At 72.9% G+C, this 25941-nt stretch carries 22 protein-coding genes; 10 read left to right on the top strand and 12 right to left on the bottom strand.

Annotated elements, in window-relative coordinates:
• On the bottom strand, positions 1–305 hold a 305-nt coding region (locus IEZ17_RS38875), incomplete at its 3' end, for an alcohol dehydrogenase catalytic domain-containing protein (protein WP_189308353.1).
• A 228-nt stretch (positions 306–533) separates the two neighbouring features.
• On the bottom strand, positions 534–1340 hold the full coding sequence (locus IEZ17_RS38870) for an IclR family transcriptional regulator (protein ID WP_189308352.1): 807 nt from the start codon (positions 1338–1340) through the stop codon (positions 534–536).
• A gap of 163 nt (positions 1341–1503) precedes the next feature.
• Here IEZ17_RS38870 and IEZ17_RS38865 point away from each other — a divergent pair, with 163 nt between their 5' ends.
• Complete coding sequence (locus tag IEZ17_RS38865; protein WP_189308351.1) at positions 1504–1833, top strand: bifunctional 3-phenylpropionate/cinnamic acid dioxygenase ferredoxin subunit; 330 nt, start codon at positions 1504–1506, stop codon at positions 1831–1833.
• 65 nt (positions 1834–1898) lie between these two features.
• Here the strand turns inward: IEZ17_RS38865 and IEZ17_RS38860 are convergent, their stop codons facing one another.
• A complete protein-coding gene (locus tag IEZ17_RS38860; RefSeq protein ID WP_189308350.1) occupies positions 1899–2282 on the bottom strand; it encodes a hypothetical protein in 384 nt (127 codons plus the stop codon).
• 360 nt (positions 2283–2642) lie between these two features.
• On the opposite strand from IEZ17_RS38860, the gene IEZ17_RS38855 reads away from it, so the two are divergent.
• From IEZ17_RS38855 to IEZ17_RS38830, 6 genes are all read left to right on the top strand, one after another.
• Complete coding sequence (locus IEZ17_RS38855) at positions 2643–5498, top strand: sensor histidine kinase (protein WP_189308349.1); 2856 nt, start codon at positions 2643–2645, stop codon at positions 5496–5498.
• Positions 5495–5932 carry a roadblock/LC7 domain-containing protein gene (locus IEZ17_RS38850; protein ID WP_189308348.1) on the top strand — a complete coding sequence of 146 codons (438 nt, stop codon included), beginning with the start codon at positions 5495–5497 and terminating at the stop codon, positions 5930–5932. The genes IEZ17_RS38855 and IEZ17_RS38850 overlap by 4 nt, the downstream gene beginning before the upstream one ends.
• 19 nt (positions 5933–5951) lie before the next feature.
• Complete coding sequence (locus IEZ17_RS38845; RefSeq protein WP_189308347.1) at positions 5952–6365, top strand: DUF742 domain-containing protein; 414 nt, start codon at positions 5952–5954, stop codon at positions 6363–6365.
• Between the two features lie 159 nt (positions 6366–6524).
• Positions 6525–7418, top strand: coding sequence for an alpha/beta fold hydrolase (locus IEZ17_RS38840; protein ID WP_189308346.1), 894 nt, complete (start codon positions 6525–6527; stop codon positions 7416–7418).
• A gap of 1 nt (position 7419) precedes the next feature.
• The gene (locus IEZ17_RS38835; RefSeq protein WP_189308345.1) at positions 7420–8034 is read left to right on the top strand and encodes a TetR/AcrR family transcriptional regulator; all 615 of its coding nucleotides are present in this window, start codon (positions 7420–7422) and stop codon (positions 8032–8034) included.
• A 229-nt stretch (positions 8035–8263) separates the two neighbouring features.
• Positions 8264–8875: a GTP-binding protein gene (locus IEZ17_RS38830; RefSeq protein ID WP_189308344.1), complete on the top strand. Its 612-nt coding sequence runs from the start codon at positions 8264–8266 to the stop codon at positions 8873–8875.
• 164 nt (positions 8876–9039) lie between these two features.
• On the opposite strand, the gene glpK is transcribed toward IEZ17_RS38830, so the two are convergent.
• From glpK to IEZ17_RS38805, 5 genes are all read right to left on the bottom strand, one after another.
• Positions 9040–10578, bottom strand: coding sequence for a glycerol kinase GlpK (gene glpK, locus IEZ17_RS38825; protein WP_189308343.1), 1539 nt, complete (start codon positions 10576–10578; stop codon positions 9040–9042).
• A gap of 62 nt (positions 10579–10640) precedes the next feature.
• Positions 10641–11414 (bottom strand): MIP/aquaporin family protein, encoded by a 774-nt coding sequence (locus IEZ17_RS38820; RefSeq protein WP_189308342.1) that lies wholly within the window; start codon positions 11412–11414, stop codon positions 10641–10643.
• A 194-nt stretch (positions 11415–11608) separates the two neighbouring features.
• Entirely contained in the window at positions 11609–13378 is a 1770-nt protein-coding gene (locus tag IEZ17_RS38815) for a bifunctional diguanylate cyclase/phosphodiesterase (protein WP_189308341.1), read from the bottom strand.
• 142 nt (positions 13379–13520) lie between these two features.
• A complete protein-coding gene (locus IEZ17_RS38810) occupies positions 13521–14714 on the bottom strand; it encodes a lipid-transfer protein (RefSeq protein ID WP_189308340.1) in 1194 nt (397 codons plus the stop codon).
• Complete coding sequence (locus IEZ17_RS38805) at positions 14711–15154, bottom strand: Zn-ribbon domain-containing OB-fold protein (protein WP_189308339.1); 444 nt, start codon at positions 15152–15154, stop codon at positions 14711–14713. The genes IEZ17_RS38810 and IEZ17_RS38805 overlap by 4 nt, the downstream gene beginning before the upstream one ends.
• 319 nt (positions 15155–15473) lie before the next feature.
• Here IEZ17_RS38805 and IEZ17_RS38800 point away from each other — a divergent pair, with 319 nt between their 5' ends.
• Positions 15474–16352, top strand: a complete 879-nt coding sequence (locus IEZ17_RS38800) for an NUDIX hydrolase (protein ID WP_189308354.1) — start codon at positions 15474–15476, stop codon at positions 16350–16352.
• Here IEZ17_RS38800 and IEZ17_RS38795 read toward each other — a convergent pair.
• Together IEZ17_RS38795 and IEZ17_RS38790 are read right to left on the bottom strand one after the other, a co-directional pair.
• The gene (locus IEZ17_RS38795) at positions 16274–17161 is read right to left on the bottom strand and encodes a M15 family metallopeptidase (protein ID WP_189308338.1); all 888 of its coding nucleotides are present in this window, start codon (positions 17159–17161) and stop codon (positions 16274–16276) included. The genes IEZ17_RS38800 and IEZ17_RS38795 overlap by 79 nt on opposite strands.
• 28 nt (positions 17162–17189) lie before the next feature.
• A complete protein-coding gene (locus IEZ17_RS38790; protein WP_189308337.1) occupies positions 17190–19601 on the bottom strand; it encodes a glycoside hydrolase family 31 protein in 2412 nt (803 codons plus the stop codon).
• 385 nt (positions 19602–19986) lie between these two features.
• Between IEZ17_RS38790 and IEZ17_RS38785 the strand changes: the two genes are divergently transcribed.
• Positions 19987–22011 (top strand): acetoacetate--CoA ligase, encoded by a 2025-nt coding sequence (locus IEZ17_RS38785; RefSeq protein ID WP_189308336.1) that lies wholly within the window; start codon positions 19987–19989, stop codon positions 22009–22011.
• A 124-nt stretch (positions 22012–22135) separates the two neighbouring features.
• Positions 22136–23056, top strand: a complete 921-nt coding sequence (locus tag IEZ17_RS38780) for a DUF8829 domain-containing protein (protein ID WP_189308335.1) — start codon at positions 22136–22138, stop codon at positions 23054–23056.
• Between the two features lie 98 nt (positions 23057–23154).
• On the opposite strand, the gene ptsP is transcribed toward IEZ17_RS38780, so the two are convergent.
• Together ptsP and IEZ17_RS38770 are read right to left on the bottom strand one after the other, a co-directional pair.
• Positions 23155–24825 carry a phosphoenolpyruvate--protein phosphotransferase gene (gene ptsP, locus IEZ17_RS38775; RefSeq protein WP_189308334.1) on the bottom strand — a complete coding sequence of 557 codons (1671 nt, stop codon included), beginning with the start codon at positions 24823–24825 and terminating at the stop codon, positions 23155–23157.
• 84 nt (positions 24826–24909) lie between these two features.
• Positions 24910–25359 (bottom strand): PTS sugar transporter subunit IIA, encoded by a 450-nt coding sequence (locus IEZ17_RS38770; protein WP_189308333.1) that lies wholly within the window; start codon positions 25357–25359, stop codon positions 24910–24912.
• Between the last annotated feature and the right edge of the window lie 582 nt (positions 25360–25941).

Genomic DNA, 25941 nt, shown 5'->3' with positions numbered 1-25941 from the left:
CCACGCCGGCACGACCGGCACTCCCCGCACGGCGCCCGCCACGCCAGCACCACATAGTCCCCGGGTGCCAGTTCGGTGACCCCGTCACCCACCGCCTCGATCAACCCCGCCGCCTCGTGCCCCAGCAGGTAGGGGAACGCGTCGCCGATCGCACCGTCGCGGTAGTGCAGATCGGTGTGGCACACCCCGCACGCCTGGACGGATACGAGTACTTCTCCCGGACCGGGATCGGGTACGAGAATCGGCAGGACCTCGACGGGCGCGCCTCGTTTGACGGCGACGACGGCGCGGGCTTCGTGCGGCATGTCTACTCCTCATACAGCGCCTGCGGTGGCGGCAGGGGCGGGGTGCGCATGGAGTTGGCACGGATGCCTGTGAGGGGTGGAGTCGGTGCACTGTGCGGGGGAACAAGGTGCAGGGCGGCAAACCGCCGCCCTCCACCGGGTGTTGCCCATGGCGCGCGAAGTTGCGCCATAGGAGACATGCTGGAAGGCCGTCAGGGATCCGTCAAGAGGGGGTTTCCGCGCCCCCGCTCAACCCCCGTACCCCATGCGGCGGGAGAGCTCGGCAGCCGCCTTCGCGGACAGCTCGGCGAGCTCCGGAAGCCGCTCGCGGGCCATCCGGTAGGCGGGCCCGGAGACGCCGAGCGCCCCGATCACGGCGCCGTCGTACGCGCGCACCGGCGCCGCGACGGCGTTCAGCCCCTTCTCGAACTCCTCGTTGGTGCAGGCGAATCCGTCCTCGCAGGCGGCTGTCAGCTGCTCGCGCACGCCGGTCGCCGCGGTCAGGGTGTTCTCGGTGAACCGCGGCAGCTTGCGGCCGAGCAGCGCCTCCCGGCGCTCCCGCGGCAGATGCGCCAGCAGGACCTTGCCGCTGGCGGTGGCGTGCAACGGGGTACGGCGGCCGAGCCAGTTGAAGGCGGTCACCGCGGCGGAGCCCCTGGCCTGCATGATGTTGACCGCGGCATCGCCGTCCAGCACCGCGATGTTGGCGGTCTCGCCGGTCTCGTCGGCCAGCGCCCGGCAGATCGGCTGGCCCTCCTGCGAGATGTCCAGCCGGATCGCCGCCGCGCCGGCCAGCCGCAGCACCCCGGCGCCCAGGAAGTACTTCCCCCGCTCCTTCTCCTGCGCCACCAGTCCGCGGTTCTCCAGGACGCCCAGGATCCGGAAGGCGGTCGACTTGTGGACCCCCAGCTCCTCGGAAATCTCGGTCACCCCGGCCTCGCCCAGCCGGGCCAGGCTCTCCAGTACGCTCACCGCGCGGTCCACGGACTGGACGGATCCCGCTCCGCCGCGCCGGTCCTCGGACCGCTCGTCCGCCGTGTCGGTCGTGTTCGCCATGGCTCTTTGCCTCACTACCCGTTGCCCCCGACGGGCACGTCTCGGGGACTCTCTCCGGGAGGCCCTTGACGGCCCGCCCCCCCGGCTTGGATTCTGTTGCGCATCGCGCGATGCGATGCGCGATTCACAACACCATGATACCGATCAGCGTGAGGGGGGCCAGATGATTCCCGTCTGCCGCATCGAGGACCTGCCCATCGGCGAGTCCGTACGGATCGAGATCGACGAGGTCACGCCCGCGATCGCCGTCTTCCACACCGACGAAGGCCTCTACGCCGTCGACGACCTGTGCAGCCACCAGGACGCCTCGCTCTCCGAGGGCTGGGTGGAGGGCTGCTTCGTCGAATGCCCGCTGCACGCCGCGCTCTTCGACCTGCGCACCGGAGCGCCGAGTTGCCTGCCCGCCCGCCGCCCCGTACGCACCCATGAGGTCAGCGTCCTGGAGGGGATGGTCCATGTCCGGCCCGCCGTAAGGGAAGAGGCGGTGGCATAACGATCGGGGCGGGGCGCCGACGGGGCGCCGACGGGCCCTGGGTGCCCCGCCCGTGCACGGCGCGGTCAGGCCGCCGCGCGGTCCGTGTGCGACGGCCCCTCCGGCGGCTCGCGGCGCTCGCCGCGGCGGGACCGGCGGCGTTCGCGGCGCAGCTCCCTGGCCGTGCTGCTCGGCCGGGACTCCACGCCGTGGCGCTGCACCCAGACCTGGCGGGTCACCCAGACGTCCAGCACGGCCCAGGTCGCGACCACCGTGCCGGCGACCGTACCGAGCACCGCGGGGAAGGCGAGCCAGGAACCCGCGAGGGTGCTCAGGAAGGCCACCATGGCCTGAACAAGCGTGACGGCGACGATGATGACGGCGCGCACCGCGGCCGTACGGACCGGGTCGGCCATCCGGCGCCGGGCCGCCGGCTCCTCCTGCCACAACGGGCGCCCGCCGCTGTCCATCGCGTCACACTCCCCGCACTCTCCCCGGCAGCCCGACTCCTCGGTGACTGCCCGGATTTCACCGGATACATGCCACACGAACCGCCCCGCTGTCCAGTCCGCGTCCCCCTCCGTCGTCACGCACAGGGGGTGGTGCGGGGTTACCCGGGGTAGGTGCATTTCAGCCGTGCGCCGGGTGTCCATAGCCACACTCGCGGGGCGGGTTGACCGGGCATCGCCGGACAACTCGTGACGATCCCGCCCCGTGCGCGCCCGGCGCAGTCTCGACGGGCCTTCGGATCGATCCCCCGTCAGTAGTAGGCTCGCGCCGCTGTTGACGGAACACCACCCCCGTGCGCCGGGGTTGACGTAGGGGAGGCCATGCGCTTTCGCGGGAAGTCGATCCGCCGGAAGATCGTGGCGTTGCTGCTCGTGCCGCTGGTGTCCCTGACGGTCATGTGGGGCATCACGACCTATTTCACGGGGCGTGAGGCCAACCAGCTGCTCGATGTCGGCAACGTCGTCAAGAACCTCGGCTATCCCGTCGAGGGCGTCGTCCAGGCCCTCCAGCGCGAACGCCGCCAGAGCCTGCTCTATCTCGCCGACCGCCGCGGCGCCAACGCGCTCAGCGAACTCCGCGGGCAGACCCGTTCCACCGATGACGCCGTCGACCGACTCCGCGCCGACGCGGACATCCAGGACGTCCGCACAGATCTGACCGGCGACAACGCCGACCGGGTCGCCGGCCTCCTCAAGAGCCTGGACGGCCTGGACGCGCTGCGCGCCCAGGTCGAGGACAACAAGGTCTCCCGCGACGAGGCGATGGAAGCCTACGACGCTCTCGTCGACCCCAGCTACGACCTGCTCGCCGCGCTCCACGCCCTGGAGAACGTCGAGATGGACAAGCAGGGCCGCGCGCTGGTCAGCATCACCCGCGCCCGCGAGGCGTTCTCCCGCGAGGACGCGCTGATGTCCGCGGCGCTCACCTCCGGCAGCCTGACCAAGCACGACCAGCGCGCGCTCTCCGACCGGGTCGCCGAACGCCGCATCCTCTACGGCACCACCCTGCCCCTGCTGCCCGCCACCGACCGCGCCGCGTACGAGGATTACTGGCACTCCGCCGGCGCCCGCGAACTGATCTCGTACGAGGACCGGGTGATCGCCGCCGATCCGGCCGCCGCACCGCACGTGATCAACGCCGATCGCTGGAACACCGCCGCGGAGAAGGTCCTCGGCGACCTCCAGCGGATGGGCAAGGAGGCCGGCGACCGCTACCAGCGGCGGGTCGCGCCGGTCGCCACCCGGATCGTCCTCAAGGCCGTCGCCACCGGCGTCCTCGGCTTCCTCGCGCTGCTGATCTCGATCGTCGTCTCCTTCCGGATCGGCCGCCGGCACGTCCGGGACCTGACCCGGCTCCGCAAGACCGCGCACGAGGTCTCCGGCGTACGGCTGCCGAGCGTGATGCGCCGGCTGGCGGCCGGCGAGCAGGTCGATGTGGAGACCGAGGCGCCCCGGCTGGAGTTCGGCCCCGACGAGACCGGGCAGGTCGGCCAGGCGCTCAACACCCTTCAGCGGGCCGCCATCGAGGCCGCCGTCAAGCAGGCCGACATGCGCCGCGGCGTCTCCGAGGTGTTCGTCAACCTCGCCCGCCGCAGCCAGGTCCTGCTGCACCGTCAGCTGACCCTCCTGGACGCCATGGAGCGGCGCACCGAGGACACCGACGAACTCGCCGACCTGTTCCGGCTCGACCACATGACCACCCGTATGCGACGGCATGCGGAGGGCCTGGTGATCCTCTCCGGCGCCGCCCCCTCCCGGCAGTGGCGCAAGCCGATCCAGCTGATGGACGTGGTGCGCGCGGCGGTCGCCGAGGTCGAGGACTACGAGCGCATCGAGGTGCGCCGACTGCCGCGGCTCGCGGTGGACGGCGCCGCGGTCTCCGACCTGACGCACCTGATCGCCGAACTCCTGGAGAACGCCACCGTCTTCTCGCCGCCGCACACCGCCGTGCAGGTGCTGGGCGAGCGGGTCTCCAACGGGTTCACCCTGGAGATCAACGACCGCGGCCTGGGCATGGCCGCCGGTCTGCTGCTGGACGCCAACCTCCGGCTCGCCGAAACCCCCGAGTTCGAACTGTCCGACACCGACCGGCTCGGCCTGTTCGTGGTCAGCCGGCTCGCCCAGCGGCAGGGCGTACGGGTCTCCCTCCAGACCTCGCCGTACGGCGGCACCACCGCCGTGGTCCTCATCCCGGGCGCGATCCTCACCGAGACGGCGGAGGGCGCCCGCGACGAGGCGCCGGCCTTGCCGGGCGAACCGGCCGGAGCCGGCGAACGGGGCCACGCGGAGGGCGCATTGGCCGCCCTCGCCCAGGTTCCGGTGCCGCTCCCGCGGCGCCCCAAGCGCGGGGCCGTCGACGGGCCGGTCGAACTGGAGGCGCCGCTCGGTACCGACGAGGCGGACCCCGCCGACGAGGAGGGCACCGTCTTCCGCGGCCGGGACCGGGACCGCGGCCGGGACCGGGACCGCGGCCGGGACCGGGACCGCGGCGGCGGCCGACGACCGGCCGCGCCCCCCGAGTCCACCCCCTCCGTCTCCCGCGCCGCCCCCGGCGAGCAGCACCAGCAGGCCCGCGACCAGGCACCCCGCGGCGGGCTCGCCCCGCTGCCGCGCCGCCCGCGCCCGCCGGTCCTGGTCTCCGATCACGGCCGTACGGTCGACGACCCTGACGCCCGCGGCACGGCCGAAGGCGAGCCGGAGAGGCGGATGTCCGAGGGCGCGGCACGGCAGGCGGGCGACCCGGCGCGGGACGCGGCGAAGGCGGCGGCCGAGCGGCCGGAGCCCGCGGACCGTACGGAGCCCGCCGGCCGTCCGGAGCGCCCCGCCGGCGGTACGCCGCCCCCCGGGCCCGGAGCCGAGGCCCCCGGCGCCCCGCCCGCCACCACCCCCAAGGGCCTGCCCCGCCGGGTACGCCAGGCCAGCCTGGCCCCGCAGCTCAAGGCCGAACTCGCCCGGGACTCCGGCCCGGACCGGCCGTCCCCGCCACCGGAGGACGACCGGGACGCCGAGGCGGTCCGGGCCCGGATGGCCTCGCTCCAGCGCGGCTGGCAGCGCGGTCGCCGGGACAACGGCGAGGCCCCGCACACCCCCACACCCCCGGACGCCGGCGACGCTGACGCCGCCACCGGGGGCAGCACAGCACCACCACGAACCACATCGGGAGAGGACGGTCCATGACCGCACCGAAGGCAGCAGCCAACGCAGCGTTCTCGGCGCAGGGATCCGGAGAGCTGAACTGGCTCCTGGACGAACTGGTCGAGCGGGTCGGCAGCATCCGCAAGGCACTGGTCCTCTCCAGCGACGGACTGCCCACCGGCGCCTCCAAGGACCTGACCCGCGAGGACGGCGAGCACCTCGCCGCGGTCGCCTCCGGCTTCCACAGTCTGGCCAAGGGCGTCGGCCGGCACTTCGACGCCGGCCGGGTCCGGCAGACCCTGGTCGAGCTGGACGGCGCGTTCCTGTTCGTCAGCGCGGCCGGCGACGGCAGCTGCCTGGCGGTGCTGGCCGACGCCGACTCGGACGTCGGGCTGATCGCGTACGAGATGACGCTGCTGGTCAAGCGCGTGGGTCAGCACCTGGGCACCGCGCCCCGGTCCGGACTGGCGGGCTGAGTACGACTACGGTGATGCCATGACCGACCAGGACGGCCCAGCCGGACCGGGACGGGGAGCGGCCCGTTGGTTCGACGACGACGCGGGCCGCGTCGTCCGGCCGTACGCGATGACGCGCGGGCGTACCCGTACGGCCGCCGAGGGGCGGCTGGACCTGATCGCGCAGGTGATCGCCGAGAGCCGCACCGAGGAGCCCATCGCGGACCAGACGCTGTCCCCGGAGCATGTCGACATCGTCGGGCTGTGCCGGCACTCGCCGCTCTCGGTCGCCGAGCTGGCGGCCGAGCTGGATCTGCCGGTGGGCGTGCTCCGGGTCCTGATCGGCGATCTGCTGGACGCCGAGCTGGTCCGCGTCAGCCGCCCGGTACCGCCGGCCGAACTGCCGGCCGAGCAGGTGCTGCGCGAGGTGATCGACGGCCTGCGCACGCTGTGACACGCTGCGTATCCGTATGACCGTGCCGCCCTCCCGGGCCCTCCGGGCGGGCGGCACGGCGCTTTCCGGGCATGCGGACAGCTTGTTGAGCATTGCTCAACACCGCAGTACGGTTGTTGTTGAGCAGCTGTCAACAGCACGCCAAAGGAGCCCGCCGCCATGATCACGGACGCGACATCCACCCCCGCCGGGGAGCTGCACCCCTTCGAGCGGCTGAAGATCACCGTCGGCCCGCACACCCATGACGCCCTGGCCTGCGGACCGGCCGACGGCGAGCTGGTCCTGCTGCTGCACGGCTGGCCCGAGTTCGCCGACTCCTGGAGCGCCGTGCTGCCCGCCCTGGGCGCGGCCGGCTACCGCGCGGTCGCGGTCGACCAGCGCGGCTACGCCCCGGGTGCCCGCCCGCCGCGGATCGCCGACTACGCCGTCCCCGAACTCGTCGCCGACGCCCTCGCGTTCGCCGACGCGCAGGGCGCGGACCGCTTCCACCTGGTCTCGCACGACTGGGGCGGCATCGTCGCCTGGGCGCTGGCCGGCGCCCACCCCGAGCGGCTGAAGTCCCTGACGGTCCTGGCCACTCCGCACCCCGAAGCGCTCAACCGCGCCGCCGCCGGCGACCCCGAACAGCACCACCGGCTGGACTACGTCCGCTTCTTCCGCCGCGAGACCGGTATCGCCGAGGCCGCGCTGCTCGCCGACGACGCCGCCCGGCTGCGTGCCGTGTACGGCGGCAAGGTCCCCGCCGAGCTGGTCGACGGCAATGTCCGCCGGCTCGCCGAACCGGGCGCGCTGACCGCGACGTTGAACTGGTACCGCGCCCCCGAGTCGGTCATCTCGGTGCCCGCCGGGCGGATCGCCGTGCCCACCCTCTTCCTCTGGGGCAGCGAGGACGTCGCCCTGGGCCGCACCGCCGCCGAGGCGACGGGGGAGTGGGTCGACGGCCCGTACCGCTTCGAGGCGCTGGACGGCGCCAGCCACTGGCTGCCGGAAGAGGTGCCCGACCTGGTCACGCCCAGGATCCTGGACCACCTCGGTGCCCACCGGCAGGGCTGAGATGGCCGAGCGTCGGGTCACCCGGCTCACCCCCGACGAGCGCCGGGCGCAACTGGTGGCCATCGGGCTGGAGTTGCTCGCCGAACGCTCCCTGGACGAGCTGTCCACCGACGAGGTCGCCCGCCGGGCCGGCATCTCCCGCGGGTTGCTCTTCCACTACTTCGACTCCAAGCGCGAGTTCTACCGCGCGGTGGTCCGGGCCGCCTGCGACCGCTTCGCCGCCGCGACCGCCCCGGACGAGGCACTGGAGCCCGTCGCCTGGATGCGGGCCTTCATCGCCGGATTCGTGGACCACGTACTGGCGCACCGCCGGGTCTATCTCGCCCTCGTCCGGGGCGCGGCCGGCAGCCACCCCGCGGTGACCGACATCCTCGGCGAGACCCACGAGGCGCTGGCCCGCCGGGTGACCGACGCCCGGCGCCGGCTCGGGGGGCCGGACACCCCGCGGGCCGAGCCGGCGACCCGCGCCTGGATGGCGTTCGCCGAAGAGGCGGTGGTCACCTGGCCGGTGGGGGAGGAGGGCGCCCGCGACGAGCTGTGCCGGTTCATCGAGGCCAGCTTCGTGAGCCTGCTGGGGCTGCTCGAACGGCCCGCGCTGCTGGGCCCGGAGAGCTGACCGGCGGGCCGATCCGCCGTCCGGCCGGTCCTTTTGAACCGGTTGGCGGCCTTGGCCCGCCGCGTCCCCGCGATGAGGCACGCCCTCAAGTGGGCGCCGTGCGCAGCACGTTGTACGGTTCACTGGCAGCCGCCGGACCGCGGCGCCGAGGCGGTCGCTCCGCACACGGGACAAGCGTGAGCTCCCCCGCCTTCCACCCGCATACACGGCAATCCAGGAGAAGAATCGCATGGTCTTCGGGCGTTCTGAGCGCCGTCGCCGGTCCGCCCCGGCCGAGCCGGTGACGCTGAAGATCCTCGTGGCGGGCGGCTTCGGCGTCGGCAAGACCACCCTGGTGGGCTCCGTCAGCGAGATCAGACCGCTGCGTACGGAAGAGCGGCTGACCGAAGCCGGCCGCCCGGTCGACGACCTGGACGGGGTGGAGGGCAAGTCCACCACCACCGTCGCCATGGACTTCGGGCGGATCACCGTCCACGAGGAACTGGTCCTCTACCTCTTCGGCACCCCGGGACAGGACCGCTTCTGGTTCCTGTGGGACGAACTGGCCCGCGGTGCGCTCGGCGCGGTCGTCCTCGCCGACACCCGCCGGCTGGCGGACAGCTTCGCCGCCATCGACTACTTCGAGCGCCGCGGACTGCCCTTCACCGTCGCGGTCAACTGCTTCGACGGCGCCGCCCGCTACCCCGCCGAGACCGTCCGGGACGCCCTGAACCTCGATCCCGGGGTGCCGGTGATGCTGTGCGACGCCCGGGAGCGGGAGTCCGCACGGGATGTGCTGATCGCCGTCGTCGAGCACGCGATGCGGCACGGCGCCGAGCGGCGGGAGCCCGCCCTCCCCTGACCGGCGCTCCGCCCGCCGGCGCCGCCTCGACCCGCGCTTCCCTGACAGGGCGCGGAAGTACGGCCCGTACCCCGCCGCCCGGGGTGCGGGCCGTACGTCTGCGATCCGGCCGGCCGGGGGAGCGTCGCGCGCCGGGCGGGACGCCGCCTGGCCGGACAGCACCCCTAGGACGTCGGCGCACCGTCCTCCGCCACCCAGCCGAAGCTCCGCTCCACCGCCCGGCGCCAGTTGCCGTACTCGCGCTCCCGGGCCTCGGCGGCGAGCCGCGGCGTCCACTCCCGGTCGCGCTGCCAGTGCGACCGCAGCTCGTCCAGGTCCTGCCAGACACCGGTGGCGAGCCCGGCCGCGTAGGCGGCGCCCAGGCAGGTCGTCTCCGAGATCACCGGCCGGATCACCGGCACCCCCAGCACATCCGCCTGATGCTGCATCAGCAGATTGTTGGCGGTCATCCCGCCGTCGACCTTCAGCCGGGTGATCGGCACCCCCGAGTCCTGGAACATCGCGTCCACCACCTCGCGGGTCTGCCAGCTCGTCGCCTCCAGCACGGCTCGCGCCAGATGGGCCTTGGTGACGAAGCCGGTCAGCCCGGTGATCACACCGCGCGCGTCGGACCGCCAGTACGGGGCGAACAGACCGGAGAACGCCGGCACGACGTATGCCCCGCCGTTGTCGGGGACGCTCGCCGCCAGGGGCTCGATCTCGTCCGCGGACGCGATGATGCCGAGCTGGTCGCGGAACCACTGCACCAGCGCGCCCGTGATGGCGATCGAGCCCTCCAGGCAGTAGACCGGCGCCTCTCCTCCGAGCTGGTAGCCCATGGTCGTCAGCAGCCCGTGCTTGGACGGCACCGGGCGGTTGCCGGTGTTCAGCAGCAGGAACGAGCCGGTGCCGTAGGTGTTCTTGGCCTCGCCGACGCCGTAGCAGGTCTGCCCGAACACCGCCGCCTGCTGGTCGCCCAGCGCCGACGCCACCGGCACCCCCTGCAACTGCCCCACGGCCGTCCCGTAGACCTCGGCCGACGACCTGATCTCCGGGAGCATCGCCTCCGGCACCCGCATCGCCGACAGGATCGCCGGGTCCCACTGGAGGGTGGCGAGGTTCATCAGCATCGTGCGGCCCGCGTTGGTCACGTCCGTGACGTGCACCCCGCCGTCGGTGCCGCCGGTCAGATTCCAGATCAGCCAGGAGTCGATGGTCCCGAACGCGATCTCGCCCCGCTCGGCGCGGGCCCGCAGCCCCGGCACCTCGTCCAGCAGCCAGGCCGCCTTCGGCCCCGAGAAGTAGCTGGCCAGTGGCAGCCCGGTGGCCTCCCGGAAGCGGTCCTGGCCGTCCGCGCCGCCCAGTTCCGTACAGAGCCGGTCGGTACGGGTGTCCTGCCAGACGATCGCGTGGTGCACCGGTCTGCCGGTCGCCCGGTCCCACAGCACCGTGGTCTCCCGCTGGTTGGTGATGCCCAGCGCGCTGAGCTCGTGCGCCCGCAGCCCGGCCTTGGTCAGCGCGCCCGCCACCACCGCCTGCACCTTCGACCAGATCTCGGTGGCGTCGTGCTCCACCCAGCCCGGCCGGGGGAAGATCTGGCGGTGCTCACGCTGGTCGACGGCGACGATCGCCCCGGCGTGATCGAAGATGATGCAGCGGCTCGACGTGGTGCCCTGGTCGATCGCGGCGACGTACTTGTCGGTCTTCTGGGTGTGCTCCGTCATACCGTCACGTCTCCTTGCGTCCTGGACCGAACTGCGTACGGGATGTTCCGTGGTGGGCACACTCAGAACACAGCCTTGTAGACCAGCCCCGACAGCACCGCGCCGATCAGCGGCCCGGCGACCGGGATCCATGCGTAACTCCAGTCGGAGGAGCCCTTGTTGGGGATCGGCAGCAGGGCGTGTGCGATCCGCGGGCCGAGGTCGCGGGCGGGGTTGATGGCGTAGCCGGTGGGCCCGCCGAGCGACAGCCCGATGCCGACCACCAGCAGCGCGACCAGCAGCACATTGATGCCGGAACCGTAGACACCCACCCGCGCCCCCGGCACCTGGCCGATACCGATCCCCTTGTTCTGGCCGAAGAACAGCAGCGGCAGCACCAGCCCGGCGGTGGCGATGATCTCGGTCACCAGATTGGCGACCGGCCTGCGGATCTCCGGGGCGGTGGAGAAGACCCCCAGCGTCGGCTGCGGAGCCGCACCGGACCGCCCGTCGTTGGCGGCGAACTGCGCGTAGTACAGCGCCCAGGCCAGTACGGCACCGATCAGCGCCCCGACCAGCTGCGCGAGGATGTACAGCGGCACCTTCGACCAGGGCGTGCCGCCGGCCACCGCCGAGCCGAGCGTCACCGCCGGGTTCAGATGCCCGCCGGACAGCGGCGCCGATGCGTACGCCCCGGCCAGTACGCCCATGCCCCAACCGAACGCGATCACCACCCAGCCCGCGCCCCGCGCCTTCGAGTGGTTGAGGGTGACGGCGGCGCACACCCCGGCCCCGAACAGGATCAGCAGCGCGGTACCGATCACTTCACCGACGACGATGTCCCCATTGGCATACATGGCGGCTCCTTGGCCCTCGCCCGGGGAGGTCCCCGGTCCTCCGTGCAGGGTGCGTGCCACGCCTGAGTGCGACGGTGCCGACTGGTATCCGCCGACCGGCACCCGGAAGTGTTCACCGCGGGTGATGGGGCGTCAAGGTCGCGTGCAGCAAGGCAGTTGGGGGGAGTTGGGGGCATCGCCGAATCCCGCTCGGGTCATCCGCGGGTCCGCGCGCTCTCCTGTCCGGCGGTCTCGTCGGCCCCTTCCGGGGTGTCCGGCCGGTCCGGCTCGCGGCGCTCCGCCGGTGTCGCCGCCGGCTCCGACACCCGCTCCGCCGCCCCGCGCCGCACCTCCGTACGCTCCGCGCCCGGCCGCCCCAGCACCCAACTCGCGCCCGGCAGCGCCTTCGCGGCCTTCTTCAGCGGTGCCAGTGCGGCTGCCGCCGCACCGTGGCCGATGACACTGCCGGGCGGGCACACCACCGTCGCCAGCGACAGCGTCACCGCCATCTCGCCCGCCGACCAGCTCACGTCCAGCAGCGCCTCGGCGAACGGCTCCAAGCCGTCCGGGCCGGCCAGCACCAGGAAGTCGTCGCCGCCGATGTGCCCCACCCGGGCCGCCGGTTCGCCCTCCGCGACCTCCGCGAGGGTACGGCCCACGGAGCGGATCAGCTCATCGCCCGCCGCGAACCCGGCGCCGTCGTTGACCTGCTTGAACCCGTCCACGTCCAGCCAACTCAGGGCGAACTCCCGGCCCTCGGCGATCCGCCGGTCGACCTCCGCGTTGACCGCGTCCGAACCGGGCAGCCTGGTCAGCGGGTTGAGCCGCGCCGCCTCCTCCACCCGGCTCTCGGCCAGCCCCCGCAGGATGTCCGCGAGATGCACCACGCCCATGCACCGGCCGCGCTCGTCCACCACCGCCACATCGTCCCCGGTGCGGTCCCGGTCCCCGTCGGCGACCACGTCCAGCACCTGCCAGGCGGTGGCGTCCGCGCCCACCGTCCGCGGCCGGTCCGCCAGCCGCAGCGCCGGCCGGTCCGCGTACAGCGCGTGCCCGTACCGCCCGGACAGTGAAAGCAGAAACCGGTCCCGGTCGATCGCCCGCACCGGCACCCCGTCGCTGTCCACCAGCAGCACCCCGGACACCTCCGGGAAGCCGGTCAGATGGCTGCGCACCGCGCCCGCCGACACCGACATCGGCAGCAGCGCGGCGGGTTGCAGAAACTGGGCGACCGGCGGCCCCGACGGCGGTCGGTAGGGCGTGCCCCGGCCGCTCGCCCGCGGCGGATGCGCGGCCGGCAGGTACACATCGGCGGCGGCCCGGCGCGACGGCGGCGCGAACAGATGCCCCTGCGCCAGCTGCACCCCGGCCTCCCGCACCGCCGCGTACTGCCGCTCGGTCTCCACCCCCTCGATGGCCAGCAGCCCGCCCACCCGCTCGCACAGCTGCCGCATCGCGGCCACCGCCGCCTGCCGCCCCGGGTCGCTGTCCAGCCGCGCGCACAGCGACGCGTCGAGCTTGACGATGTCCGGCGCGAGATCGCCCAGCAGCCGCAGCGGCAGATCACCGTCCCCCACGCCGTCCGCGCAGATCCGGTAGCCCTCGTCGCGCAGCTCCGCCACCGCCTCCAGCAGCGGCCGGTGCGGGACCTGGGTGAACGGCCCGACGAGGTCGAGGGTGATCTCCCACGGCCGCCGTTCCGCGTCGCGCACCGCCTTGCCCAGCGACGTCAGCCCCGGCCGCTCCGCGACCGTCCCCGCGAACACATTGATGTGCAGCGGCAGCAGGGTCTCCTGATGCGCGGCCGACCGTACGGCGAGCGCCGTCAGTTCGGCGTCCAGATCAGGGCAGCGGCGTGCGCAGGCCAGCACGTCGACGTCGCTGTCCTCGGGGCGGGCGAGTGTTTCCAGCGCGGCGACCGAGCCGGTGGCGAGATTGACCACGGGCTGGAAGGCGAAACGAAGCTGGTCCGTCCAGGCAGGCACGGAGGCAGCATGCCGCTCCGCCGGAGCCAACTAACCCTCGTTCACGCACTGTTCATGCATACTTCCGGAGCGTATGGCTGCTCGGTGCAAAGACCACACGAACCGGGCCGGAATCGCCCTCCGGTTCCGTGGGAGCAGCCGCTCACCGTACGGCGACCACCGCCGAACCGTGCCCGAAAAGCCCCTGATTGGCCGTCACCCCCACGCGGGCGTCCGGTACTTGGCGCTCACCCGCGCACCCCCGCAGCTGCCATGTCAGCTCGCAGACCTGCGCGATGGCCTGGGCCGGCACCGCCTCGCCGAAGGAGGCGAGCCCGCCGCTGGTGTTCACCGGCAGCCGCCCGCCGAGCGCTGTCACCCCGTCCCGCAGCAGCTTCGCGCCCTCCCCGGCGCCGCACAGCCCCAGGTCCTCGTACCACTCCAACTCCAGTGCGGTGGACAGGTCGTAGACCTCGGCCAGCGACAGATCCTCCGGTCCGACACCGGCCTCCTCGTACGCGTCGCGGGCGATCGCCGCCCGGAAGCCGGTCGCCGCAGCGGGCACCGCGGCGGCCGAATCGGTCGCGATGTCGGGCAGGTCCAGGACGGTCCGCGGATAGTGCGGGGTGGCGGTGGACACCGCGCGGATCCGCACCGGGTCGGGGGAGCCGTGCCGGCGGGCGAAGTCCATGCTGCTCAGCACCAGCGCCGCGGCGCCGTCCGAGGTGGCACAGATGTCCAGCAGCCGCAGCGGATCGGCGACCACCGGCGATGCCGCGACCTCCGGCGCGCCGACCGGCGTGCGGTAGCGGGCGTACGGATTGGCCGCGCCCGCCGCCGAGTTCTTCACCTTCACCCGGGCGAAGTCGTCCGGCGTATCGCCGTACAGCGCCATCCGGCGGCGGGCGTACAGCCCGAAGTACGCCGGATTGGTGGCTCCCAGCACCCGGAACCGCAGCCAGTCCGGGTCGTCGGGCCGGTCGCCGCCGGCCGGCGCGAAGAACCCCTTGGGCGCCGCATCGGCGCCCACCACCAGCACCACCTCCGCCAGCCCCGCCAGGATCTGCGCCCGTGCGGTGCTGATCGCCTGGGCCCCCGACGCGCACGCCGCGTACACACTGGTCACCCGCGCGCCCTGCCAGCCCAGCGCCCTGGCGAACGTGGCCCCCGCGACATGGCCGGGATAGCCGCCGCGCACCGTGTCCGCCCCGACCACGCTCTGGACGGCGCCCCACGCCACCCCGGCATCCGCCAGCGCGTCCCGCGCCGCGTGCACCCCGTACCGGACGAAGCTGTGCCCCCACTTGCCCCAGGGGTGCATCCCGGCGCCCAGTACGGCCACGTCGTCGCGGGTCATGACGCCTCCACCGGCCGCCACCGCCAGGTCGTCCAGACGTGCTCCGCGTCCTCGTTGAGCACCCCCGGCACCAGCTCCACCTCCGCGCCCACCGCCAGATCCGCCACCGTCACCCCGGGCGCCGCCTGCCCCAGCACCACCATCCGCTCCGCCGCCAGCTCCACCGCGACCAGGGTGTACGGCTGCCATGCGGTGTCCGGGTCGGAGACGTACGGCGCGGGCGGCCGGTAGCGCCCGTCGGTGTACGACCACACGGTCCCGCGCCGCGACAGCGGCACCTCGTCCAGCGCGCTGCCGCCGCACGCGGGGTTCCGGCAGAAGGCGTCCTCACGTGGAAAGAACACCGCGCCGCAGTCCCGGCACTGCGTCCCCAGCAGCCGGAAGTCCGCGGCGTCCTGATCGAACCAGCCCGGCACCACCGGCCTGCGCGTACGTGGCACGATCCCTCCCCGGCCAGATAACTGACGGAACGTCAGAAGTGTGGCATGGCGCCGCCCGGCGCGAAACCCCGGCCGTCCGCCCCCGGACCGCGTGCGGAAGCCGTTGCACGCCGCCGATCCCTCTTGCTATGTTGTTCTCGCTCCGAGAAAGACTCAGGATGAGAACAACATCTCGGTGACGAATGGCAACGGCCGGAAGGAGGGGTGGGACGTGACCGCGCACCATCGGCGCAGTGCGGACAGCGCCACGGCGGGCGACTCCGCGGCACGCGACGAGGCGGCCTTCCTCGCCGCCTACGACCCGCACGCCTTCCCCGCCATGGCGGTGACCGTCGACATCGTCGCGCTGACGCTGCGCGGCGGCGCGCTGCACATCCTGCTCGTCGAGCGCGGCGGCCCGCCGTTCCAGGGCGCCTGGGCGCTGCCCGGCGGCTTCGTACGCGCCGGCCAGGAGTCGCTCGACGAGGCCGCCGCCCGCGAACTCGCCGAGGAGACCGGACTGGACGCCGCCCTGCTGGAGCGTGTCCACCTCGAACAGCTCGGCTCCTACGGCGACCCCGGCCGCGACCCGCGGATGCCCGTGGTCACCGTCGCCTACCTCGCCTTCGCGCCCGACCTCCCCGAGGCACGGGGCGGCGGCGACGCCTCGGCCGCGGCCTGGGTCCCGGTTGCCGACCTGGAGTCCGGCGCCGAGGCGGAGCGCGGCGCCGAACCGGACGCGGCCCGGCCGCGTCCCCAAGAACAGGGCCCGGGGTACGGGATCGACGGGGGTGATTCCGTGCCCCGGCCCGCCTCGCTTCCGCTCGCCTTCGACCACCCCCGGATCGTCGCCGACGCACTCGACCGCGCCCGCGCGAAAATCGAGTACACCCCGCTGGCCACCGCGTTCCTCGCCGAGGAATTCACCATCGTGGAACTCCGCGGCGTCTATGAATCCATCTGGGGCAGCCCACTGCACGCCGGGAATTTCCACCGCAAGGTGCTCTCCGTCCCCGGATTCGTCGAACCCACCGGCACCACCGCGGCCCGCGGCGGAGCCCGCGGCGGCCCCCGCGCCCGCCTCTACCGCGCGGGTGCCGCCCGGCTGCTGCACCCGGCGCTGCTCCGTCCGGCGGCCCCTCAGTCCGCTACCAGCGAGCCCCGCGACACCGGAAAGTCGAAAAAGGTGTCCGGAAACGTCTCCGGCGTAAAGGTGTAGTGCCACCATTCGTCCGCGTAATTCACGAACCCGGCCCGCTCCATCCCCTTCTTCAGCAGCAGCCGGTTCGCCCGCTGCCGCCCCTTGATCCGCGGATCGAGGGTGTGCGCCAGTGTGTCGAAGCAGTCGAAGCCGGTCCCCATGTCCAGCGAACTGTCCGGGAACCGGCGCGCCTTGGGGCCGAAACACGACGTCAGCGGCTCGCCCGGCACATACGGCCGGGTCGGCGCCGCCGGCAGCCGCACCAGCGTCAGATCGAGCGTACTGCCCCTGCTGTGCCCGGACTTCTCCGCGATATAGCCGTCCCGGAACAGCGTCGACTTGTCCACCCGCGGATAGAACTCCGCCTTCATCCGCTGATCGGCCAGATCCTTCGCCCAGGCCACGAAGTGGTTCACGGCACGCTGCGGCCGGTAGCAGTCGTAGACCTTGAGGGAATAGCCGCGCCGCAGGAACGAGAGTTGGGCCCGGTGCAGCGCACGCGCCGCGTCCCGCGTCAGAATGCACATCGGCTCGCGATAACCGGTCACCGGCACCCCCATGAAATTGTGCGGGGTGAAGTAGCGGATCTCCTGAATGATCGTGGGATCGATATCGCGCAGCGCCACGAACTCCCTCGGTGCCTTGGGGGCGTTGGGTGCCCGGTGGGCCGCGGGCGACGACGGCGCCGGGCGGGCGGCGGTGCCCGCCGCGGCGCTCGACGGTACGGCGATGGGGGCACCTCCCATGCCCATCAGGGGCATGGGGGAGGTCATCAGGGCGGCGGCAACGGCGGCCAGGCCGCGCAGCGCGGCAGCTAATCTCGGCATGGCCCCCGTCTACCAGGCACCACAGGCCCTAGGGAAGCCCCCGCACCCGCACCGGATACCCCACCGGCGCGCCACCCCGCCGCTCGACGACCACCCGCCCCGCCTCCACGCGCGTACTGAAGCGCTCCACCGCCGGCCGCCGCCAGCCGTCCCCGGCATCCGGCACCACCAGCCCCCCACCGGTCCGTCCGGCCGCCGGCGCCCACACCTCCAGCTCCGTCCCGCCGTCCGCGCCCGCCACCGGCACCACCGCACCGGCCCGCGCCAGCACCGGAATACGGGACAGCGGCGCATCCACCCACACCCGCCCCGGTCCCTCGTGGGCCCGCCCGGTCGCGGTGTCGTACCACCGGCCGCGCGGCAGCCGCACCACCCGCCCGGTCGCCCCCGCCTCCAGGATCGGCGCCACCAGCAGCGCGTCCCCCAGCAGAAACGCGTCCTCGCAGTCCCGCAGCGCCCGGTCCCGCGGCGCGCTCCACCACAGGGGACGCACGTACGGGGCCCCGGACAGCCGCGCCAACTGACCCAGCGTCACGAAGTACGGCAGCAGCCGCTCCCGCTCCCGCAGCGCCGCACGGGCATGCTCCAGGACCTCGCTCCCGTACTCCCACGGCTCCCGCCGCCCCGCCCGGAGCGCCGAGTGGGTACGGAACAGTGGCAGATACGCCCCCAGTTGGAACCACCGCAGATACAACTCCGCCGAGGGCACCGCCGAGAACCCGCCCACATCCGGCCCGCTGTACGGCACCCCGCACAACCCCAGCCCCAGCACCAGCGACAGCGACGCCCGCAGCCCCGGCCAGCCCGTCGCCACATCCCCCGACCAGGTGCCCCCGTAGCGCTGCAACCCCGCCCAGCCCGACCGCGAGAACAGGAACGGCCGCTCCCCGGGCCGCAGTTCGCAGAGCCCCTCGAAAGCCGCCTGCGCCATCGCCAGCCCGTAGACGTTGTGCGCCTCCCGGTGGTCACCGCCGCGCCCCTCCAGGTCGTGCCGGGCCGAACGGGGCAGCGTCGGCTCCCCGAAGGCCGCGAACGACACCGGCTCGTTCATGTCGTGCCACACCCCGGCGAACCCCTGCGCCAGCCGCTCCGCGTAGAGCGCGCCCCACCACTTGCGCACCCGCGCATCGGTGAAATCCGGGAACACCGACTCACCCGGCCACACCACACCGCGCACCTCCCGCCCCCGCGCATCCCGTACGAACGCATCCGCCGCGGCGCCGCTCTCGTACACCGCGTTCCCCGGCTCCGCCTTCACCGCCGGATCCACGATCGACACCAACCGCACACCCTCGTCACGCAACTCCCGTGCCAGGCCCGGCAGATCGGGAAACCGCTCCCGGTCTACGGTGAAGACCCGGTGCCCGTCGTAGTGGTCGATGTCCAGATGCACGGCCGACAGCGGCAGCTCCCGCTCCCGGTACCCCGCCACCACCCGGCGCACTTCGTCCGCGCTCCCGAAGCCCCACCGCGCGTGCTGATGGCCCAGCGCCCAGCGGGGCGGCAACGCCGGCGCACCCGTCAGCGCCGTCCACCCCAGCAGCACCCGGGCCGGCGTCCCCGCCAGCACCCAGTAGCGCAGCGGCCCGCCGTCCATCCGCAGCTCGCAGGTGCCCGGCCGGTCGTGACCCGAACCCGCGCCCTCCACACCTTCTCGGAGCGTCACCCGGCCGTCCCACGAATTGTCGTGGAACACCAGATGCGTCCCCGCGTCCGCCACCACCAGCTGCACCGGCATCGTCAGATACAGCGGATCGTCCCCCGGCCCGAAGGCCCCGCCCGGATCGGTGTTCCACAGCCGGTACACCCCGTCCCGCAGCCGCGGCCCGCCCGCCCGGCCACCCAGCCCGAAGAACCGCGCATCGGCCGCCACCTCCGACCGCTGCACCCACCGCGACGCCACCGCCCCCTCGGGCCGGCCGCCCTCCTCCCGCGCCGCGCCTTCCTGCTCTGCCATCCCTGCTGGCTCCGTACGGTCCCACCACCGCGGCGGCAGCTCCCGCCGCAGCACCGCACCACCGGGCGTCCGCACCTCGACCGCGCCGAACCGGGACACCACCACCAGCACCCGCTCCGAGACGACCCGCCAGCCGCCCTCGGTATCCGGCTCCAGCACCGCCCGCGCGTCCACCTCCGGGCACGCCCCGGCCAGCGCGTACGACGGCTCCGGCCCGGCCCCGTCCCAGCCGCAGAACACCGCACCGCCCGCCGCGACCCGCACCCGCAGCGACGACCGCGCGAAACGGATCACCCCGCCACCCGGCTGCGGCTCGGCCCCGCTCGCCTCGCCGGGCACCCGCGCCCGCTCCGCGCCCCGCCGCGGCAGCGCCAGCGCGTCCGCTCTGCGCCGGCGCCACGCCGACCGCACGGACCGGAGCCCCTGCGCCGGCCCGACCGCCCTGACCATCCGTACCGACCGCACCAGATCACGCCCGTCCATGCCGGTCAGCCTGCCATCGACGGCCCCGTGTGCGGGCACCGTTCAACTGCCGTTCACCTGCGAGGGGTCCGGCCCGGCCATATTCGGTCCGTAGTCCGCCGCTCACGCAAGCGGTGGTAGGGTCGACGTTGCGTAGCGAGAACCAAGCACGCGTGAAGAAGTGCCCAGCATGTAGCCGTATCCGGGCTGGTCTCAACCCGGTTGGTGCTGATCGCGTAAGACCCAGTCGTTCGTTGAGCGCCCGGGCAGCGTGAGCCAGGAATCCCCCTCATTTACAGGGGGAGGAGTCAAATGGCATGGTCCAGGCACGTGCACGTGCCCCGCGCGAACCGCGGGGCGCGCGCACGAAAGACGCCCACGACGCGTACCTGCCAGGAGCCGCAACATGACCACCGCACCGCACTCCGCCTCCCAGCCGGAGCCCCTCTGGCAGCCAGGCCCGGACCGGATCGCCGGCGCACAGGTCACCCGCTTCCACACCTGGGCCGCCGAACACCACGGCGCACCCGCCCCCGTACCCGGCGACCCCGCCGCCAGTTACGCGGCCCTGCACCGCTGGTCCGTCGACCGGCTCCCCGCCTTCTGGCAGGCCGCCGCCGAATGGTTCGACGTCCGCTTCACCACCCCGTACGACACCGTCCTCGCCGACCGGACGATGCCCGGCGCCCGCTGGTTCCCCGGCGCCACCCTCAACTACGCCGAACACGCCCTGCGCGCCGCCGAGGACCCGGCCCGCGCCGGCACCCCCGCACTGCTCTACGTGGACGAGACCCACGAATCCACCACCGTCACCTGGGCCGAACTGCGCGCCCAGGTCGGTTCGCTGGCCGCCGAACTCCGCCGCCTCGGCGTCCGCCCCGGCGACCGCGTCAGCGGCTACGTCCCCAACATCCCGCAGGCCGTCGTCGCCCTCCTGGCCACCGCCGCGGTCGGCGGCGTCTGGACGTCCTGCGCCCCCGACTTCGGCGCCCGCAGCGTCCTGGACCGCTTCCAGCAGGTCGAACCGGTCGTCCTGTTCACCGTCGACGGCTACCGCTACGGCGGCAAGGAACACGACCGCCGCGACACCGTCACCGAACTCCGCGCCGAGCTCCCCACCCTCCGCGCCGTCGTCCACATCCCCCTGCTCGGCACCCCCGCCCCCGAAGGCGCCCTGAACTGGTCCGACCTGACCACGAACGACACCGCGCCGGTCTTCGCACCGGTCCCTTTCGACCACCCGCTGTGGGTCCTGTACTCCTCCGGTACCACCGGGCTCCCCAAAGCGATCGTCCAGTCCCAGGGCGGCATCCTCCTCGAACACCTCAAGCAGACCGGCCTGCACTGCGACCTCGGACCCGGCGACCGCTTCTTCTGGTACACCTCCACCGGCTGGATGATGTGGAACTTCCTCGTCGGCGGCCTCCTCGTAGGCGCCACGATCGTCCTCTACGACGGCAGCCCCGGACACCCCGACATCGCCGCCCAGTGGCGGGTCGCCGCCACCACCCGCGCCACCGTCTTCGGCACCTCCGCCGCCTACGTCATGGCCTGCCGCAAGGCCGGCATCCACCCCGCCCGCGACCTCGACCTCTCCGCCGTCAGCTGCGTCGCCACCACCGGCTCCCCGCTCCCGCCCGACGGGTTCCGCTGGCTGCACGACAGCTTCGCGGAGAGCGGCGCCGACCTCTGGGTCGCCTCCGTCAGCGGCGGCACCGACGTGTGCAGCTGCTTCGCCGGCGCCGTCCCCACCCTCCCCGTCCACATCGGCGAACTCCAGGCCGCCTGCCTCGGCACCGACCTGCAAGCCTGGGACCCCCACGGCAGGCCCGTCGTCGACGAGGTCGGCGAACTGGTCGTCACCCACCCCATGCCGTCCATGCCCACCCGCTTCTGGAACGACCCCGACGGCACCCGCTACCACGACAGCTACTTCGACATGTACCCCGGCGTCTGGCGGCACGGCGACTGGATCACCCTCACGCACCGCGGCAGCGTCGTCATCCACGGCCGCTCCGACTCCACCCTCAACCGCCAGGGCGTCCGGATGGGCTCCGCCGACATCTACGAGGCCGTCGAACGCCTCCCCGAGATCCGCGAATCCCTCGTCATCGGTCTCGAACTCCCGGACGGCGGCTACTGGATGCCCCTTTTCGTCCACCTCGCCCCCGGCGCCACCCTGGACGACGCCCTGCGCGACCGCATCAAGCGCACCATCCGCGAACAGCTCTCCCCCCGCCACGTCCCCGACGACATCATCGAGGCCCCCGGCGTCCCCCACACCCTCACCGGAAAGCGCATCGAGGTCCCCGTCAAACGGCTCCTCCAGGGCACCCCCCTGGAAAAGGCCGTCAACCCCGGCTCCGTCGACAACCTCGAACTCCTCCGCTTCTACGAGCGGATCGCCGCCGAGCGCGCCAACGCACAGTAACGGCTCCGGCGCCGGTCCACCGCTCCGACCAGCGGAAACCGGCGCCGGACCGCCATTGTCAGACCCTCCGATTACCCTCGGTGACAAGTGACGTTCGACCGACGCACCTCACCGAGGGGGAGCCATGACATCCACCATCCGTCCCGCGCAGCGGACCGCCGCCGGCCGCGCACTCCGCCGCGAAGTCCCCAGCACCGCCGCCGTCCTGGCCGACGAACGGGACTTCGCGGCCATGCGCCGCTACCGCACCTTCCCGTTCGACGACCACCACAGCTACCTCCAGCAGATGGAAGCGCTGCTGCACACCCTCGCCTCCCAGGGCGTGCACACCACCCTCAGCCTCTTCGACCCCGCCGCCTACGAGAAATACTGCGCGGAGCACACCCTCGACCCGGACCACCCCGACAGCCGCACCCGATATACGGCCGCGGTCGCCTGCACCGGCGCCACCGTGCCCTACGAAGGCCAACCGCTCGCCCAGCTCCTCCCGTTACTCCGCGAAGAAGCCGCCCGCCAGGCATCCTGGGAGCGCGCCACCGCCCTCCTGGCCCGCGCCGGCCGATGCGAGGAGTGCGGCGAGGACCGCACCCCGGCCGCCCTCGCCCGGGCCACCCGGGCGCTGCGGCACCTCCTCGAAGCCCTCGGCGCAGGCACCCACCACCTCGTCTGCTCCGTCCCGGCCGGCACCCCGTCCCTCTCCGCCGAGCTGTACGCCACCGCGGCTCCGGACGGCAGCCCACCCGAGCTCGCCGAATCCCGGACCGTCCTCTTCTGCACGGTCCTCGCCGTCGGCTGCGCCCTGCGCACCCCCGGCGCCATCGTCTGCCGCACCACGACCGAAGCCGCCGGCACCACCGGCACCGCCCGCATCACCGTCCGCGGCTGGCGCCTCAAGGACGCCTGGCCGCACGCCCTCAGCGCCGCCGAGATCTTCGACGCCTACTGCACCGACGACGCCGGCCGCCCCATCCCGCCCGAGCACCGCGTCGACTACGCCCCGGGCCTGCCCCTCACACCCCCACCCGACCCCCACTGCCACCCCTGACCACCCGCCACCCGGCCACCCCAAGCAGAGGACCGCCCCGCCATAGCGGCGGGACGGCCCTCACACTCCACTCCGGCGACGCACCGCGCCGCGCGGGATCACTCCCCGGAGAGCACCGCCTGCGCGGCGGCACGGGCGTCGTCGGCGGTGTCCGCGGCACGCGCCGCGGCAGCCGCCCGCTCACACTGCGCCAGCGTGTGCTTGGCCAGCGTCGCCCGCACATACGGAATCGACGCCGCACCCATCGACAGGCTGGTGACCCCGAGACCCGTCAGCACACACGCCAACAGCGGATCGGAGGCCGCCTCACCACACACACCGCAGCTCTTGCCCTCGGCCTTCGCCGCCTCGGCCGAAGCCGCCACGAGATCCAGCAGCGCCGGCTGCCAGGGGTCCTGCAGCCGCGACACGGCGCCCACCTGACGGTCCGCCGCAAAGGTGTACTGCGCCAGGTCGTTGGTGCCCAGCGAAAGGAACTCCACCTCTTGCAGAATCGACCGCGCCCGAAGGGCCGCCGACGGAATCTCCACCATCGCGCCGAACTTCGCCCGCAGTCCCGCCTCCCGGCAGGCATCCGCGAACGCCTTGGCATCGATCCGGTCCGCCACCATCGGCGCCATGACCTCGAGGTAGACCGGCAGCCCCTCGGCCGCCTTGGCCAGCGCCGAGAGCTGGGTCCGCAGCACGTCCGGGTGGTCGAGCAGCGTCCGCAGCCCCCGCACACCCAGTGCGGGGTTCGGCTCGTCGGCCGGCGTCAGGAAGTCCAGCGGCTTGTCGGCCCCGGCATCCAGCACGCGCACGACCACACGCCCTTCCGGGAAGGCCTCCAGGACCTTCCGGTAGGCGTCGACCTGCTTCTCCTCGGACGGGGCGTTCTTGCTGTCGTCCAGGAAGAGGAACTCCGTACGGAAGAGACCGACCCCCTCCGCACCGGCCTCGACCGCCGCCGGCACATCCGCCGGACCGCCCACGTTCGCCAGCAGCGGCACCTTGTGCCCGTCGGACGTGGCACCGGGGCCGGACGACGCCGCCAGCGCCGCCTTCCGCTGCTCCGCCGCCTTCGCCAGCTGCGCACGCTTCGCGGAACTGGGGTTGACGAAGACCTCGCCCGTGCTGCCGTCCACGGCGATCACGGTGCCCTCGACGAGCTCACCCGCACCCGGCAGCGCCACCACGGCCGGTACCCCCAGTGCCCGCGCCAGAATCGCGCTGTGGCTGGTCGGCCCGCCCTCCTCGGTCACGAACCCGAGCACCAGCGCCGGGTCCAGCAGCGCGGTATCGGCCGGTGCCAGATCCCGCGCGATCAGCACATACGGCTCGTCGCTGTCCGGCACGCCCGGCATCGGCACACCGAGCAGCCGCGCCACGATCCGGTTCCGCACGTCATCGAGGTCGGCCACCCGCCCGGCGAGGTACTCGCCCGCACCGGCGAGCAGCGCCCGGTAGGCGGCGAACGCGTCGTACACCGCGCGCTCCGCGGTGCTGCCGACAGCGATCCGCCGCTCGACATCGGCCATCAGCTCAGGGTCCTGGGCCATCATGGCCTGGGCCTCCAGCACGTGCTGCGCCTCGCCGCCGGCCAGATTGCCCCGCGCGATCAGATCGGCGGCCACGGCTTCCACCGCCTGGCGCGCACGACCCTGCTCGCGCTCCGCCTCCTCGGCCGGAATCTGCTTGGCCGGCGGCTCCAGAACCGCCGTACCCATGTGCCGCACCTCGCCTATCGCCACACCGTGGCTCACGCCGACGCCTCGCAGCGTTGTCTCCATGTCACCCGTCTCCGGTTGCTTGCGGCGGGCCCAGCCGCCGCGGTGGATGTCGTACCTGCCGTGCGGAACGGCGCCCGGCTGCTGCTACTGCCAGGAGAAGAGCGAGTCGCCCGCCTTGACGTCGCCGTCCTCGCGCACATCACCGAGCGAGTCAGCAGTGGCCTCCAGCGCGACGACCGGGCACACCGGCGACTTGCCGGCCGCCTCGACCGCGGCCGGGTCCCAGCGCACGACAGCCTGGCCGCGCGTAACGGTGTCGCCTTTGTTCACCAGCAGCTCGAAGCCCTCGCCGTTGAGCTGAACGGTGTCGATACCAAGGTGCGTCAGGACGCCGTGGCCCTCGCCGTCGACGACGACGAACGCATGGGGGTGAAGCGAGACAACGACGCCGTCTACAGGCGAAACCGCCTCCGACGGCTCGCGAACCGGGTCGATGGCGGTACCGGGACCCACCATCGCTCCGGAGAACACCGGATCCGGCACTGCCGCGAGTCCGATAGCGCGTCCTTCAAGAGGGGACGTCACGGTGGTCATGGGAAGCCTCCCAGGGGTGAAGATTCATCAGGCCGCCGTCACTACCTGTCCTGGACGGCGCACCGTTCAGAAGCGTAAGTCATAGGAACTGACGGTTCCGCACGAGAGACACCAGTTGGCGCCCCGCGTCCTCGCCGAATCGATTTGCCTCGCCCACACCGCCCCTGTACTGTCTGAGATCTGCCCCGGACAGCCAGGACGCACGCAACGGCGACTGACTGGGTGGGCGGCACTCCTCAGAGTCTTGATCCAGATTCTCGAATCGTGCGCTTCTGCATGCCTGCAGAAAAGCGGTGGTTCGAAAGCCGGAAAAGCACTGATAGAGTGTGAAACACCGAAGGGAAGCGCCCGGCGGAAACCCGAAAGGGAATCCCAAGGAAGCGTCCGTTCCTTGAGAACTCAACAGCGTGCCAAAAGTCAACGCCAGATATGTTGATACCCCGTCTCCATCATGGAGATGAGGTTCCTTTGAAAGCCCTCCCGAGTTTGGGAGGCACACACAGCGAGGACGCTGTGAACGACCGGGACTATTCCTCCTGGTTGTTCCGCTCAACGCGAGTGTGAACCGGATTACCGGTAAGC

Source organism: Streptomyces albospinus (assembly GCF_014648695.1).
In the GTDB taxonomy this organism is placed as follows: domain Bacteria; phylum Actinomycetota; class Actinomycetes; order Streptomycetales; family Streptomycetaceae; genus Streptomyces; species Streptomyces albospinus.
This window is presented reverse-complemented; position numbering and strand designations above follow the sequence as displayed.